Origin of the sequence: Kitasatospora sp. NPDC052896 (genome assembly GCF_044547075.1) — a bacterium.
Taxonomy (GTDB): Bacteria; Actinomycetota; Actinomycetes; order Streptomycetales; family Streptomycetaceae; genus Kitasatospora.
In genome coordinates, this window is sequence record NZ_JBITZU010000008.1 from 1 (window position 1) to 13,051 (window position 13,051).

At 71.7% G+C, this 13,051-nt stretch carries 13 protein-coding genes and 5 tRNA genes; 9 read left to right on the plus strand and 9 right to left on the minus strand.

Annotated features, from left to right (window positions below; translation table 11 throughout):
* Window positions 1-591, plus strand: a 591-nt coding sequence (locus ACIGXM_RS18175; protein WP_396561978.1) for an IS481 family transposase, incomplete at its 5' end; no start/stop codon positions are given.
* On the opposite strand, the gene ACIGXM_RS18180 is transcribed toward ACIGXM_RS18175, so the two are convergent.
* Window positions 588-980, minus strand: a complete 393-nt coding sequence (locus ACIGXM_RS18180) for a thiol-disulfide oxidoreductase DCC family protein (RefSeq protein WP_396561980.1) — start codon at window positions 978-980, stop codon at window positions 588-590. The two genes, ACIGXM_RS18175 and ACIGXM_RS18180, sit on opposite strands and share 4 nt — an antisense overlap.
* A gap of 157 nt (window positions 981-1,137) precedes the next feature.
* Between ACIGXM_RS18180 and ACIGXM_RS18185 the strand changes: the two genes are divergently transcribed.
* Window positions 1,138-2,787: a hypothetical protein gene (locus ACIGXM_RS18185; RefSeq protein ID WP_396561982.1), complete on the plus strand. Its 1,650-nt coding sequence runs from the start codon at window positions 1,138-1,140 to the stop codon at window positions 2,785-2,787.
* 66 nt (window positions 2,788-2,853) lie between these two features.
* Here the strand turns inward: ACIGXM_RS18185 and ACIGXM_RS18190 are convergent, their stop codons facing one another.
* Both ACIGXM_RS18190 and thrS read right to left on the minus strand, forming a co-directional pair.
* The gene (locus ACIGXM_RS18190) at window positions 2,854-3,414 is read right to left on the minus strand and encodes an HIT family protein (protein ID WP_396562539.1); all 561 of its coding nucleotides are present in this window, start codon (window positions 3,412-3,414) and stop codon (window positions 2,854-2,856) included.
* Window positions 3,415-3,483: 69 nt separating this feature from the next.
* Window positions 3,484-5,463 (minus strand): threonine--tRNA ligase, encoded by a 1,980-nt coding sequence (gene thrS, locus ACIGXM_RS18195; protein WP_396561984.1) that lies wholly within the window; start codon window positions 5,461-5,463, stop codon window positions 3,484-3,486.
* Window positions 5,464-5,694: 231 nt separating this feature from the next.
* Here thrS and ACIGXM_RS18200 point away from each other — a divergent pair, with 231 nt between their 5' ends.
* Window positions 5,695-6,468 carry an exonuclease domain-containing protein gene (locus tag ACIGXM_RS18200; RefSeq protein ID WP_396561986.1) on the plus strand — a complete coding sequence of 258 codons (774 nt, stop codon included), beginning with the start codon at window positions 5,695-5,697 and terminating at the stop codon, window positions 6,466-6,468.
* A gap of 88 nt (window positions 6,469-6,556) precedes the next feature.
* Here ACIGXM_RS18200 and ACIGXM_RS18205 read toward each other — a convergent pair.
* Both ACIGXM_RS18205 and ACIGXM_RS18210 read right to left on the minus strand, forming a co-directional pair.
* A tRNA-Val gene (locus ACIGXM_RS18205) sits at window positions 6,557-6,628 on the minus strand.
* A 199-nt stretch (window positions 6,629-6,827) separates the two neighbouring features.
* Window positions 6,828-6,899: transfer RNA gene (locus tag ACIGXM_RS18210), tRNA-Val, on the minus strand.
* 321 nt (window positions 6,900-7,220) lie between these two features.
* Between ACIGXM_RS18210 and ACIGXM_RS18215 the strand changes: the two genes are divergently transcribed.
* Both ACIGXM_RS18215 and ACIGXM_RS18220 read left to right on the plus strand, forming a co-directional pair.
* Window positions 7,221-7,634 (plus strand): SsgA family sporulation/cell division regulator, encoded by a 414-nt coding sequence (locus ACIGXM_RS18215; protein ID WP_030056266.1) that lies wholly within the window; start codon window positions 7,221-7,223, stop codon window positions 7,632-7,634.
* Window positions 7,635-7,935: 301 nt separating this feature from the next.
* Window positions 7,936-8,520, plus strand: a complete 585-nt coding sequence (locus ACIGXM_RS18220; protein WP_396561988.1) for a CGNR zinc finger domain-containing protein — start codon at window positions 7,936-7,938, stop codon at window positions 8,518-8,520.
* A 25-nt stretch (window positions 8,521-8,545) separates the two neighbouring features.
* Here ACIGXM_RS18220 and ACIGXM_RS18225 read toward each other — a convergent pair whose 3' ends face one another.
* Window positions 8,546-8,995, minus strand: coding sequence for a hypothetical protein (locus ACIGXM_RS18225; protein ID WP_396561990.1), 450 nt, complete (start codon window positions 8,993-8,995; stop codon window positions 8,546-8,548).
* Between the two features lie 92 nt (window positions 8,996-9,087).
* Here ACIGXM_RS18225 and ACIGXM_RS18230 point away from each other — a divergent pair, with 92 nt between their 5' ends.
* A complete protein-coding gene (locus tag ACIGXM_RS18230) occupies window positions 9,088-9,579 on the plus strand; it encodes a DsbA family protein (protein ID WP_396561992.1) in 492 nt (163 codons plus the stop codon).
* 12 nt (window positions 9,580-9,591) lie between these two features.
* On the opposite strand, the gene ACIGXM_RS18235 is transcribed toward ACIGXM_RS18230, so the two are convergent.
* The 3 genes from ACIGXM_RS18235 to ACIGXM_RS18245 are packed head-to-tail and all read right to left on the minus strand — an operon-like array spanning window position 9,592 to window position 12,371.
* Window positions 9,592-10,431 carry a GNAT family N-acetyltransferase gene (locus ACIGXM_RS18235; protein WP_396561994.1) on the minus strand — a complete coding sequence of 280 codons (840 nt, stop codon included), beginning with the start codon at window positions 10,429-10,431 and terminating at the stop codon, window positions 9,592-9,594.
* 56 nt (window positions 10,432-10,487) lie between these two features.
* Window positions 10,488-11,303, minus strand: coding sequence for an aminotransferase class IV (locus tag ACIGXM_RS18240; protein WP_396561995.1), 816 nt, complete (start codon window positions 11,301-11,303; stop codon window positions 10,488-10,490).
* Window positions 11,304-11,342: 39 nt separating this feature from the next.
* On the minus strand, window positions 11,343-12,371 hold the full coding sequence (locus ACIGXM_RS18245; RefSeq protein ID WP_396562541.1) for a chorismate-binding protein: 1,029 nt from the start codon (window positions 12,369-12,371) through the stop codon (window positions 11,343-11,345).
* A gap of 327 nt (window positions 12,372-12,698) precedes the next feature.
* Here ACIGXM_RS18245 and ACIGXM_RS18250 point away from each other — a divergent pair.
* The 3 genes from ACIGXM_RS18250 (at window position 12,699) to ACIGXM_RS18260 (ending at window position 12,998) form a co-directional block, all read left to right on the plus strand.
* Window positions 12,699-12,771, plus strand: a tRNA-Gly gene (locus ACIGXM_RS18250).
* A 50-nt stretch (window positions 12,772-12,821) separates the two neighbouring features.
* Window positions 12,822-12,895, plus strand: a tRNA-Cys gene (locus ACIGXM_RS18255).
* 31 nt (window positions 12,896-12,926) lie between these two features.
* Window positions 12,927-12,998 (plus strand) — tRNA-Val (locus ACIGXM_RS18260).
* The last annotated feature ends 53 nt before the right edge of the window (window positions 12,999-13,051 follow it).

A 13,051-nucleotide genomic window follows, 5' to 3' on the forward strand; every position in this document is an offset into this window, starting at 1 on the left:
ACAAGTCGGCCGATCCGACGCTACGAGCACAGCGCGCCCGGCGAGTTGGTCCACGTCGACATCAAGAAGCTCGGCAACATCCCGGACGGCGGCGGCCACCACGTGCTCGGCCGCCAAGCCGGTCGCAGGACCCGGTCAGGGGTCGGCTACAGCTACCTGCACAACGCTGTCGACGACCACTCCCGCCTGGCCTACAGCGAGATCCTGAGCGACGAACGCAAGGAGACCGCCGCCGCCTTCTGGACCCGGGCGAACGCGTTCTTCGCCCGGGCCGGGATCACCGTGCGGCGAGTGATGACCGACAACGGCTCCTGCTACAAGTCCCACCCCTGGCGCGACGTCCTGGCCCAGGCCGGGATCGCCCACAAACGAACCCGGCCCTACCGACCGCAGAGCAACGGCAAGGTCGAACGCTTCAACCGCACCCTGCTGGACGAGTGGGCCTACGCACGGCCGTACCGCACCGAGCAGGAACGGCGCGACGCCTACCCCGCCTGGCTCCACACCTACAATCACCACCGCGGACACACCGCGCTCAAGGGCCAACCACCCGCCAGCCGCGTCCCCAACCTCACGGGTCAGAACACCTAGCCGCGGGGCAGCGCACAGGCCGCCGTCCCGCCCGGCAGCCGGTGCCGGTTGCGCGCCACCAGCCGGTACCCCGCCGCGGCCAGCGGTCGCACCGGTGCCAGTGCCAGCAGCCCGCCCAGCCAGCCGAAGACCCCACCGGTGCGCATCAGCAACCGGGACACCGCGTCCGCACCGCCGTACACCGCCCCGGTCGGGGTGACCCACAGCACCTCGTGCTCCGCCCGCTCGGCGCTCACCCCCAGCGCCGCCAGGTCCGCGAACTGGAACGGCTCCGCCGTCCACCCGCCGGAGGCCAGCGTCTGCCGCAGGTACTTCTCGGCCCAGCGGACACAGGAGCTGCAGAACGCACAGTCCCCGTCGAAGACCAGCACAGGATCAGGAACACTCATGGCGCCGATCCTGCCCCATCGGGATCGAATCGCGAGCATCTGGGAACTATCTGGCTACGGGCCGGACCCAGCTGGTGACCCTCTTTCAGACGATCATCGGCGCGACCGGGCAGCGGCGCGGTAACCTGCCGCAGACAGGGGAGGAGGGGCGGCCGCCGTGAGCAAACTCGACATGACCCCCGGTGCACAGGTACCCCGTACCGACGCCGGGCCGCAGAGCGCGGTCACCCAAGCGCTCTCGTCGATGGCCTACCGGGACGGCGAGATCGACGCCTTCGTCAACGCCGTCCAGCCCGGCGTGACGGGGAAGACCGGCCGGTTCGCCCTGTTCCGCCCGAACCTCGGCGAGGCGTTCTGCCAGGCCGTGATCACCCGCACGCTCGGCGCCGGCCGCAAACCGATGGTGCCGGCGTTCGGCACCGACGCCCGGATGGTGGTCGAGCACTGCCTGGCCGCCCAGGAGTTGCGCACCATCCGGGACCGCCGGCTGACCCTGGTGACGCTGCTGACCGGCGTGCTCTTCCTGCCCGGCGCGCTGCTCTGGGTCGGTGCCTTCCAACTGCGCGCCTCGCTCAAGAAGCGCAACCCGAACCGCGAGGGCCTCTACGGCGGCATCGTGCTGGCCCTGATCGCCGCGCTGGCCGTGTTCCTGGCCTGGCGACCCCCGTTCGGGGGCCTCCTCTCGCTCTACGCCCGGGTGGCGCTGCTGGCCCCGGTGGTCGGCTGGTACCTGGCCAAGCGGATCTGCCTGGCCAGCGTCAAGGACCTGCGCGCCCGCTGGACCGACCTGCTGGACGGCAACCTGCAGGCGGCCATCGTCGAAGCCGCCGTCCCCCGCGACGAGCGGGACGAGAAGGCCGCCCGGCTCAAGGTCGCGCTCACCGAGCTGGTGCTGGAGCAGGACACCAACGTGCTGCACTACGCCGGGGTCAACGGGATACTCGGCCTCGGCAAGCGCTGGGGCTCCTGGGAACTCGTCGAGGACCTCCGCCCGGCCGAGGGGCACGACGACTTCCGCACCTTCCACACCTGGGACCTGGTCCGGAAGATCACCGACCGGCTGAACGGCCTGGGCCGCAGCGACGTGGGCAACGGCGCCGTGCCGAACGCCTCGGTCCAGCAGTGGGTGATCACGGAGGTCGGCGCCGGCGCCGACGAGATCGGCCGGCCCGGTGGCCCCGACATGGACGGCCCTCGGATGCGCGACCACGCCGTGGTCAACGTCGCCAACAAGCAGGCCTTCGGCGTCGACGGGCCGCGGCACTACCTGGGCACCCAGTTCGTCCTCAACCGCGGCCGGTTGATCGTCAGCCTGTTGGTCACGGTCACGGTGCTCAGCAACACCCTGCGGGTCTCGGTGAACGGGCACACCCTCGGCCCGGTGGCCGGCTTCTTCAACGACAAGCCGAAGCCCAAGGAGATGACCCGGCCGAAGACCACCAAGTTCTGGGAGGAGGAGACGATCTCCCTCCCCCTGATCGACAACGACGAGGTGGTCCGCCAGGCGGTCCGCGCGCCCTTCCGTCGGATGCCCACGCTGCTCAACTGGCTGGGCGGGACGATGAAGCTGCCGGAACCGTTCGGCCTGCGCAGCTCCTGGGCCACCGCGCCCTGGGGCAGCCGGTTCATGTCCGACGACTCGATCCGGATCGCCACTCCGGTGGTCAGCGCCGTGCTGGCCGCCACCGTCGAGTTCCTGGCCGACCACGACGTCAACACCGACCGGTTCGCCAACCGCGGGCTGATCCTCAGGTCGGAGTTGCAGGGTGTCCGGCCGTTCCGCGCGGACGTCTACGACGCCGGCTGACCGGCTGCCACCGTCGAACCGGCCCCGGGGACCGCGCCTGGCGGGAGGGGCCGGTTTCCGGGCTGCTCAGGCCTGCGGCCAGGCGTCCGCGAGCATCTTGCGGGTGTCCGCCAGCAGCTGCGGCAGCACCTTGGTGTGACCCACCACCGGCATGAAGTTGGTGTCCCCGCCCCAGCGCGGCACCACGTGCTGGTGCAGGTGCGCGGCGATCCCGGCGCCGGCCGCGCCGCCCTGGTTCATCCCGATGTTGAAGCCGTGCGCGCCGGAGGCGGTGCGCAGCGCGGTCATCGCCTGCTTGGTGAGCGCCGCCAGCTCCACCGTCTCCTGGTCGGTCAGCTCGGTGTAGTCCGCGACGTGCCGGTACGGGACGACCATCAGGTGGCCGCCGTTGTACGGGTAGAGGTTGAGCACCGCGAAGACGTGCTCGCCGCGGGTGACGACCAGCCCGTCCTCGTCGCTCAGCGACGGGATCGAGCAGAACGGGCAGCCGTCGTCGGGGGCGGGCCCGGTCGGCTTGTTCTCGCCCTGGATGTAGGCCATCCGATGGGGCGTCCACAGGCGCCGGAAGCCGTCCGGCTCCCCCACGCCCTGCTGCAGTTCCGGCTCACTCGTCATGCCGATCAGCATATTCGGCCGACGCTGGTGCCAGACCGGGGTGGGGCGGACTCTCATGAGCCCGCCCCACCCCGGTGGGGATCACACCTGGATCCGGCGCTCCACCGCGTCCACGATCTCGGCCACGGCGTCCGCGATGGCCACGCCGTTCTTCTGCTCGCCGTTGCGGTAGCGGAAGCTCACCGCGCCCGCCTCGACGTCGTCGTTGCCGGCGATCAGCATGAACGGGATCTTCGCCTTCTGGGCGTTGCGGATCTTCTTCTGCATCCGGTCGTCCGAAGCGTCCACCTCGACCCGGATCCCGTGCTTCTTCAGCTCGGCCGCCACCTCCTGCAGGTACGGCACGTGCTCGTCGGTGATCGGGATGCCGACCACGGTCACCGGGGCCAGCCACGGCGGCATCGCACCCGCGTAGTGCTCCAGCAGCACCGCGAAGAACCGCTCGATCGAGCCGAACAGTGCGCGGTGGATCATCACCGGCCGCTGCCGGTTGCCGTCCGCGCCCTGGAACTCCAACTCGAAGCGCTGCGGCAGCTGGAAGTCGACCTGGATGGTCGACATCTGCCAGGTGCGCCCGATGGCGTCCTTGGCCTGCACCGAGATCTTCGGCCCGTAGAAGGCCGCGCCCGCCGGGTCCAGCACCAGTTCGAGGTTCTGCTTCTCGGCCGCCGCCCGCAGGGTCTCGGTGGCCTCCTCCCAGTCCTCGTCGCTGCCGATGAACTTCTCCGGGTCCTTGGTGGACAGCTCCAGGTAGAAGTCGTTCAGCCCGTAGTCGCGCAGCAGGTCCAGCACGAAGGTGAGCAGCGAGTCCAGCTCGTCGGCCATCTGCTCGCGGGTGCAGTAGATGTGCGCGTCGTCCTGGGTGAAGCCGCGGGCCCGGGTCAGACCGTGCACCACACCCGACTTCTCGTACCGGTACACCGTGCCGAACTCGAAGAGCCGGAGCGGGAGTTCACGGTACGAACGACCGCGCGAGCGGTAGATCAGGTTGTGCATGGGGCAGTTCATCGGCTTGAGGTAGTAGTCGTTCTCGCCGTCGAGCTGCATGGGCGGGTACATGCCGTCGGCGTACCAGTCCAGGTGACCGGAGAGCTCGAACAGGGTGCCCTTGGTGGCGTGCGGGGTGTAGACGAACTCGTAGCCCGACTCCTCGTGCCGCTTGCGCGAGTAGTCCTCCATCACCCGGCGCATGATGCCGCCCTTGGGGTGGAAGACGGCCAGGCCAGAACCGATCTCCTCCGGGACGGAGAAGAGGTCCAGCTCGCTGCCGAGCTTGCGGTGGTCGCGCTTGGCGGCCTCGGCCAGGAAGTCCAGGTGGGCCTTCAGCTCGTCCTTGGTCGGCCAGGCGGTGCCGTAGAGGCGCTGGAGCTGCGGGTTCTTCTCGCTCCCCCGCCAGTACGCGGCGGCCGAGCGCATGATCTTGAACGCCGGGATGTGCCGGGTGCTCGGCAGGTGCGGGCCGCGGCAGAGGTCGCCCCAGCACAGCTCGCCGGACTTCGGGTCGAGGTTGTCGTAGATGGTCAGCTCGCCGCCGCCCACCTCGACGTCCGCGCCCTCGCCGGCGGTCGCGGCCGAGCCCTTGAGCCCGATCAGCTCCAGCTTGTACGGCTCGGCGGCCAGCTCCTCGCGGGCGGCCTCGTCGGTGACCACCCGGCGGGAGAACTTCTGCCCGCGCTTGATGATCTCCTGCATCTTCTTCTCGATGACCTTCAGGTCATCGGGGTGGAAGGGCTTCTCGACGTCGAAGTCGTAGTAGAAGCCGTCCTTGATCGGCGGGCCGATGCCCAGCTTGGCCTCGGGGAAGACCTCCTGCACGGCCTGCGCCATCACGTGCGCGGTGGAGTGCCGCAGGATGTTCAGCCCGTCCGGGCTGCTGATCTCCACCGGCTCGACCTCGTCGCCGTCCCGCAGCTGGTAGGCGAGGTCCTTCAGGGCGCCCGCGACCCGCGCCGCGATGACCGCGCGGTCGTCGGCGAACAGCTCGGCGGCGGTAGTGCCCGTGGTCACCACGCGCTCTTCCCGATCGGGTTCGCGGTTGATGATTACCCGGACGTCCGTCACCGGTCTCTCCTGACGTGGTGGATCTGCATAGGCGCAGCTCGTGCTGCGCTCCCGATGGTACCGAGCCCACCGGGGCGACCGCGCACCCATATACGGGCGGGCCGCCCGGCCTGCCGGGATTGAACCGGTACGCCCCCGGGGTATCACCTGCTCGGAACGGCACCACGAGCCGGTGCACCGTCAGTCCTCGGCGGTGCACCAGGCGGGGCCGGGGGAACCTGAGGGGTGGTCATGGTGCAGCACCGCTACTGGTACGAGGGCCCACTCGCCTCCTTCGACACCGAGACCACCGGCGTGGACGTGGAGACGGACCGGGTGGTCTCCGCCGCCCTGGTCGTGCAGCCCGCGCCGGGTGCGACCGCCGAGCGACGGACCTGGCTGGCCGATCCCGGGGTGGCGATCCCCGAGGGCGCCCGCGCGGTGCACGGGATCACCGACGAGCACGTCCGCGCGCACGGCCGCCCGCCGTACGTCGTGCTCGGCGAGATCGCCCGCGCGCTGGCCGAGCAGGCCCGGTCCGGTGTCCCGCTGGTGGTGATGAACGCGCCGTACGACCTGACCCTGCTCGACCGCGAGCTGCGCCGGCACCGGCAGCGCTCGCTGGCCGACCTGCTGGACGGTGCCGAGCTGCTGGTGGTCGACCCGCGGGTGCTGGACAAGTACGCCGACCGCTACCGCAAGGGCCGCCGCACCCTGACCGACCTCTGCGCCCACTACGGCGTGCTGTTGCGGGGCGCGCACGACGCCGCGGCCGACGCCACCGCCGCGCTCGACCTGGTCCGAGCGCTCGGCGCCAGGTACCACGCCACGCTGGGCGGCCTCTCCCCCGCCGAGCTGCACCACCGGCAGACCGGCTGGCACGCGGCGCAGGCCCGCGGGCTGCAGGACTGGTTCGAGCGCGCGGGCACCCCGGAGCGGGTGGACCGGTCCTGGCCGCTGCGCCCGCTGCGCTGCGGCTGTGGCCGCCCGCTCACCGCGGAGCACCACTGCGAGGCGGCGGCCTGACCCGCCGCCGGGCCCGGGCCGGCAGCGCAGGCCGGCAACGCAGCAGGGCCCTCGCTGGTTATCCAACGAGGGCCCTGCTGTTGTCCGGTGGGCGATACTGGGATCGAACCAGTGACCCCTTCGGTGTGAACGAAGTGCTCTCCCGCTGAGCTAATCGCCCGGGCAACGAGAAAACAATAGCACTCTCCCGGGGGTGCTCCGCAACGTCGTTGGCCGACGGCCGCCCGACGCCCCGACAGGAGCCGTCGGTGAAAGGCCCGATGACGCATCCTCAGTTCCCTTCCGCGCCAAGAACGCAAAAAGGCGAAGGACCCCGGTCAATAATTGACCGGGGTCCTTCGCCTTACTGCGCAATCCGGTGGGCGATACTGGGATCGAACCAGTGACCCCTTCGGTGTGAACGAAGTGCTCTCCCGCTGAGCTAATCGCCCGGGCGCAGGGAAAACATTACCGCATCGGAGGGGGTGCTCCGCACCACCCCCGGCCAGACCCCCCAACACGACCCCGACCAGCTCGGCAGCCGCCATTCGTCACCGTCAGTCACCATCCAGTGGCCCAAGGTGCCACCCTCTCTCCCGGAGCCCGGATATCCGGTTCCGGAACCCTTCCGGTGCTTTGCGCAATGCGCCGGAAGGGTTACCGCACGGCCCCGAATCGGGACAGAGGGGTTTACATCGCCGCCAGGGGTGGGATGGTCCGTTCGCCGACGTGCGATTCCCCGAGCGCACACTGAGCGAAAGGCCCTGGCGCTTATGAACACCACGGTCAGCTGCGAGCTGCACCTGCGCCTCATCGTGTCCAGCGAGTCGTCACTGCCCGTCCCCGCGGGCCTGCGCTACGACACTGCCGACCCCTATGCCGTGCACGCCACGTTCCACACCGGTGCGGACGAGACCGTGGAGTGGGTGTTCGCCCGCGACCTCCTCGCGGAGGGGCTGCACCGACCTACCGGGACGGGCGACGTCCGGGTGTGGCCGTCACGCAGCCACGGCCAGGGAGTCGTCTGCATCGCGCTGAGCTCGCCGGAAGGAGAAGCCCTGCTGGAGGCCCCGGCCCGGGCGCTTGAGTCGTTCCTCAAGCGGACCGACGCCGCCGTGCCCCCCGGCACCGAGCACCGTCACTTCGACCTGGACCGGGAGCTGTCGCACATCCTTGCCGAGAGCTGAAGCGCCGGGGGCACTCCCCCGGTGGTGTTGTGGATTCGTTCTGGTGGCTGTCCTACTCGGGGGCACGGCCACAGGCTCTGCCGCGTGTCTAGCGGTCTCGGGGCCGTCCGGACGCCGGCGTTCGAGCGGGAACGCCGGCCCCTCAGGCGCCCGGTGCCACGCCGGCCCAGCCCGCCACTGGCGGACGGGCCTCCGTGCTGCCGGGCGCCTTCGGCCTTCTCGGGGAGCCGGCCGGTAGAGTGCGGCAGTGACGACCGAGCCGGGCGGGCCACCGCCCCCGGCGCACGCGAGGAGTTCCCACGTGCTGATCACCCATGACACCGAGTGCGCCCTGGGCATCCTGGTCGAACTTCTCAACACCTCGCCCGAGGCCGGCGGCCACGAGCAGCTGGCCGACGTGCCGGCGCTGGCCTCGTTCGTGGCCCGGCGGGACCTCAGCGAGGTGGACTCGGTGAGCCTCGCCGACCTGGCCGCCGTGCACGAGCTGCGCGGACAGCTGCGGGCGGTCTTCACCGCCCCCTCCACCGGGGAGGCCGCGGAGCTGGTGAACCGGCTGGTGGCCGCGGTGAACGCGACGCCGCGGCTGACCGACCACGACGGCCACGGCTGGCACATGCACTACTTCGCCCCGCACGCCGCGCTGGCCGACCTCCTGGCAGCCGAGCTGGGCATGGCGCTGGGCCTGATCCTGATGGCCGGCGAACGCGAGCGGCTGCGCCGCTGCGAGGCACCGGACTGCGCGCGGGTCTTCGTGGATCTCTCGCGCAACCGCTCGCGGCGCTACTGCGACAGCCGGACCTGCGGGAACCGGATGCACGTGGCCGCCTACCGGGCCCGTCAGCGCGCGGTGGCCGACGAGGCCGAGCCGGCTCCGGTGGCGGGCTGACCCAGGGGCCGTCCGGGCCGGGTGCTCAGATGCCGCGCTTGCGGAGGATCTCCTCGATGTCCGAGAAGTCACCCAGGCCGTCGTCGGACTTGCCCTTGGTGGGCTTGGCGGGCGTGGCCGGGGTTCCCAGCTGCTTGGCGGCCGGGCGGGCCGTGGCCGACCTCGGGGCCCCGGACTCGGCGACCTCCTTGCGCCCGCCGCCGACCCGGGTGGCCAGCAGGAGCAGGACGGCGAGCGCGAGCAGGCCGATGCCCACGAAGACGCGGGGGTCGAAGACCAGTCGGGCGGCCCAGTCGGCCACCGCGTGGCCGATCGAGCGGGCGACCGGGACCAGTCCGGTCAGGTAGACGCCGGCCGGGAGCAGCGCCACGGCCGCCCAGCGGGTGGCCGTCCGCCAACGCCGGCGCAGCCCGTGCAGTCCGGCGATCACCAGACCGACGACCGTCAGCGCGAAACAGACTCCGGCGGTCAACACGGCCCTGCCCGCCGTTCGGTGCGTGTGCCACTGCTCATGACGCCTCCCGGTCCTGGTCCGTCCATCATCCCTCGTAGTGGAACACTGTGGGCATGACCGATGGTTCCCCCCTGCCCACCGTGGAGTTCTGGTGCGAACTCCAGTGCCCGGACTGCCGCACCGCGCTCGATGACGTCCGAGCCCTGCGCGAACGCTTCGGCGAGGCGCTGACGATCGCCTTCCGGCACTTCCCGCTGGAGAAGCACAAGCACGCGTACGCCGCCGCCGAGGCGGCCGAGGAGGCCTTCGCCCAGGGGCGGGGCTGGGCGTTCGTCGAGGCGGTGCTGGCCCGGGTGGACGAGCTGGACCGGCGGGGGCAGGAGCTGCTGCTCGAGGTGGCGGCCGAGCTCGGGCTGGACGCCGACGAGCTGGAGCTGGCGTTGATCGACGGCCGGCACACCCTGGCGGTGGACGCCGACCAGGCCGAGGGCAAGGCGATCGGGATCACGGGCACGCCGACCTATCTGGTGGGCGGGAAGCTGCTGGACGGCAGCAAGGACCAGGACGGGCTGCGCGAGCGGATCGCCGCGCTGCTGGAGTCCTGAGACGCTGGAGTCCTAGAGCAGCGGCTTGGCCAGCACCCGGCTGGTCACCCGGTAGCCCAGGGACTCGTAGAGGGAGCTCGCGATCCGGTTGTCCGAGTAGACGTTGAGGCCGAGATCGCGGACCCCGGCGTCGAGGCAGGCGCGTTCCGCCGCGAGCATCAGCTCGCGGCCGTGGCCCAGGCCGCGGTGGGCGGCGGCCACCTGGACCGTCATGACCCAGGCGAGCGGTCGCCCGCCGGGCAGCAGCGAGTCGCGCAGGGCGACCCAGACGCTGCCCACCGGGGTGCCGCCGTGGAGGAGTTGGCGCAACAGGACGCCGGGGGTGGCGGGTCCCTCGGTGAGCAGGTGGGTGTGGTCGGCCTCGCACTTGTCATGCGCCTGCTGAGGTGTGAGGCCGGAGCGGACCAGCTGGGCCCGGTACTCCGCCTTGGCTTCGGCCAGCCAGTCCGGGAACTCCACCGGGCCGATCGGACGGAGCGTCAGGCCGGGGGCCAGGGCGGGCGGTTGGCCCAGCTCCTTGCGGAGCTTGCGGTTGGTCTCGGCGTAGCCGAGCACCCGGGCCAGGGCGAGCGCCGCCGGGGCCTCGACCGGCACGGCCACCTCCGCTCGGTGGCAGCCCCAGCCGCGCAGCAGCTCCTCGGCGGCCAGCACGGCGACCGTGCCGCGGCCGCGGCGGCGACCGTCGGTGATCTCCAGCCCCTCGATCCGCCCGCTGAAGCCGTGGCCGACCGGGTCGGCGCTGGTGCGCACGGCGCCGACCGGGCGGCCGTTGGCGCAGACCTGCCACAGCCGGCTGCGCCCGCCGTTCGGCAGGGGCTGTTCCGGACCGGCGGGGCGCAGCGTGGTGGTCATGGCTGTGCTCTTCCCGTTCTGGCGGCGGGCACGCGCGCTGCTCGGCGGGCGGGGCCTCAGGGGTCCAGGTCGTCGGCGGCGCGGGCGGCGAAGAGGGCCATCGCCTTGGCGGTGACCGGTCCGGGGGCGGGCAGCTCGCGGTCGTCGATCCGGGAGACCGCCTGGACGTCGCGCAGGCTGGAGGTCAGGAACACCTCGTCGGCCTCGCGCAGCACCTCGTACGGCAGGTCGACCTCCTCGGCCCCGCACCACTCGGCGACCAGCTCGCGGGTGATGCCGGCCAGGCAACCGGTGGCGAGCGGCGGGGTGGTCAGCCGGCCGCCGAGGACCACGAAGACGTTGGAACCGGTGCCCTCGCAGAGCCGGCCGGCGGTGTTGGCGAGCACGGTCTCGGAGGCGCCCTGCCGCTGGGCGTGGGCCAGTGCGACCACGTTCTCGGCGTAGGAGGTGGTCTTCAGGCCGGCCACCGCGCTGTGCTCGTTGCGGGTCCAGTGGGCGGTGGCGATGGCGGTGGTGTCGGGACGGCGGGTGGTCCGGCCGAGCGCGACGACCAGGGTGGGCGGGGCCTCGCCGCGGTCGGAGCCGAGCGGGGAGAGGCCGCCGGTGTAGGTGATCCGCAGCCGGCCGATCGGCATCGGGTTGGCGGCCAGCACGGCGGCGCAGCCGGCCCGGACCTGGTCGTGGTCGGGGGCGGGCAGGCCGAGTCCGGCCGCCGAGCGGCTCAGCCGGGCCAGGTGGCGGGTGAGTGCGAAGGGACGCCCGTCCACGGCCTTGACGGTCTCGAAGACGCCGTCGCCGACGGTGAGTCCGTGGTCGAGCACGGAGACCGACGCGGCGGGCTCCTCGACCAGGGATCCGTTGAGCCAGATCATGTGGCTGCTCCTCGGAGGATGGGGGCGCGGAGCAGCGGGCTACTCCGGGTGCTCTCCCGACGCTATCGCGACCAGCCGGGCGGCCTTGAGTTCGGTCTCGTCCCACTCGCGTTCCGGGTCGGAGCCCCAGGTGATCCCGGCGCCGGTGCCGAAGTGCAGCACGGGAGCCGCCGCGGTACTCCGATCGATCCAGAACGTCCGGATGCCGACCGCGAGTTCGGCCTGGCCGCGGTCGGCGTCGACCCAGCCGACGGCGCCGCAGTAGGGGCCGCGCGGGGCGGTCTCCAGTGCGTCGATGATGCGCAGCGCGCTGGACTTGGGGGCGCCGGTGACCGAGCCGGGCGGGAAGGTGGCGTCGAACAGCTCGGGCCAGCCCGCGTCGTCCCGCAGGACGCCCTGGACCACGGAGACCAGGTGGACCAGGCCGGGATGCTTCTCCACCGCGCACAGGTCGGGGACGGTGATGCTGCCGGTGGCGCAGGCACGGCCGAGGTCGTTGCGGACCAGGTCGACGATCATCACGTTCTCGGCGTGGTCCTTCTCCAGCAGGTCGTGCTCGGTGCGGCCGGTGCCCTTGATCGGGCCGGAGGCGACCGTCCGGCCGTCCCGGCGCAGGTAGAGCTCGGGGGAGGCGGTGGCGATCTCGATGCCCTGGGTGGGCAGCCGCAGGGTGCCCGCGAAGGGGGCGGGGTTGCCGAGGGCGAGCAGGCCGGCCAGTGCGTCGATGTCGCTGTGGGCCGGGTCCGGATCGGGCAGCGGCGCGGTCATCACCCGGCAGAGGTTGGCCTGGTACACCTCGCCGGCCGCGATGTGCTCACGGATCCGGCGCACGCCCGCGGTGTAGGCGTCGTGCCCGAGCGAGCTGCGCCAGGCGGAGGAGTGCGGGCCGCGCCAGCCGTCCGCGGAGCGGGCGGGAGCCGGGTCGGGGCGGACGTCGGCGAACCGGGCGCAGGTGAGCCGGCCCTCGAAGTCGTGGACCACCGCCCACCAGCCCTCGCTCTCCAGGGCCGCCGGGTCGGAGGTCACCTCGCACAGGCCGGTCGCGAGCCGGCCGGCGAAACGGGCCATCGGCTGGTCGGGGTGGACGGGGATACGAGGGGCGGGCACGGTTCTCCTGCGGTGATCACGGGCCACGCCGGGCAGGGTGGGGTCCGCCGGTGGGCTGCGTTCTGCGGTGCTCGAAGTCTAGGTCGGCACCGGCTTCGGCCCGGGCTCGGGCGGCTGACGTGCGGCGATGCCGGCGCCCGGCGGACCGGACCGGAGCCGGTGGCCGGGAGGCCGCTGCCGCCGCCCCGCGGATACGGAATTTGAGCTGGCCGTAGTTTCCGCTAAAGTTCAACACGTCGCCGGGACACGGAGCCGCTGAGGAAAGCGGGGAAGTGAAACGGAAGACAGGCGGACGTGGCTCAGTTGGTAGAGCATCACCTTGCCAAGGTGAGGGTCGCGAGTTCGAATCTCGTCGTCCGCTCGGTGAAGGACAGCATGATCGTTCTTCCTGATATGGTTCAGAAGTTGCCTGGTGGAGTGGCCGAGAGGCGAGGCAACGGCCTGCAAAGCCGTGTACACGGGTTCAAATCCCGTCTCCACCTCCAGAGGTCCCCCGGCCTGCCCGGGGGCCTTCCCGCGCGATTAGCTCAGCGGGAGAGCACTACCTTGACACGGTAGGGGTCACTGGTTCGATCCCAGTATCGCGCACCCAGGTCCTCCGGGGCCTTCGGTGGCACTTCGGTGCCGCCACTTGCCAGACC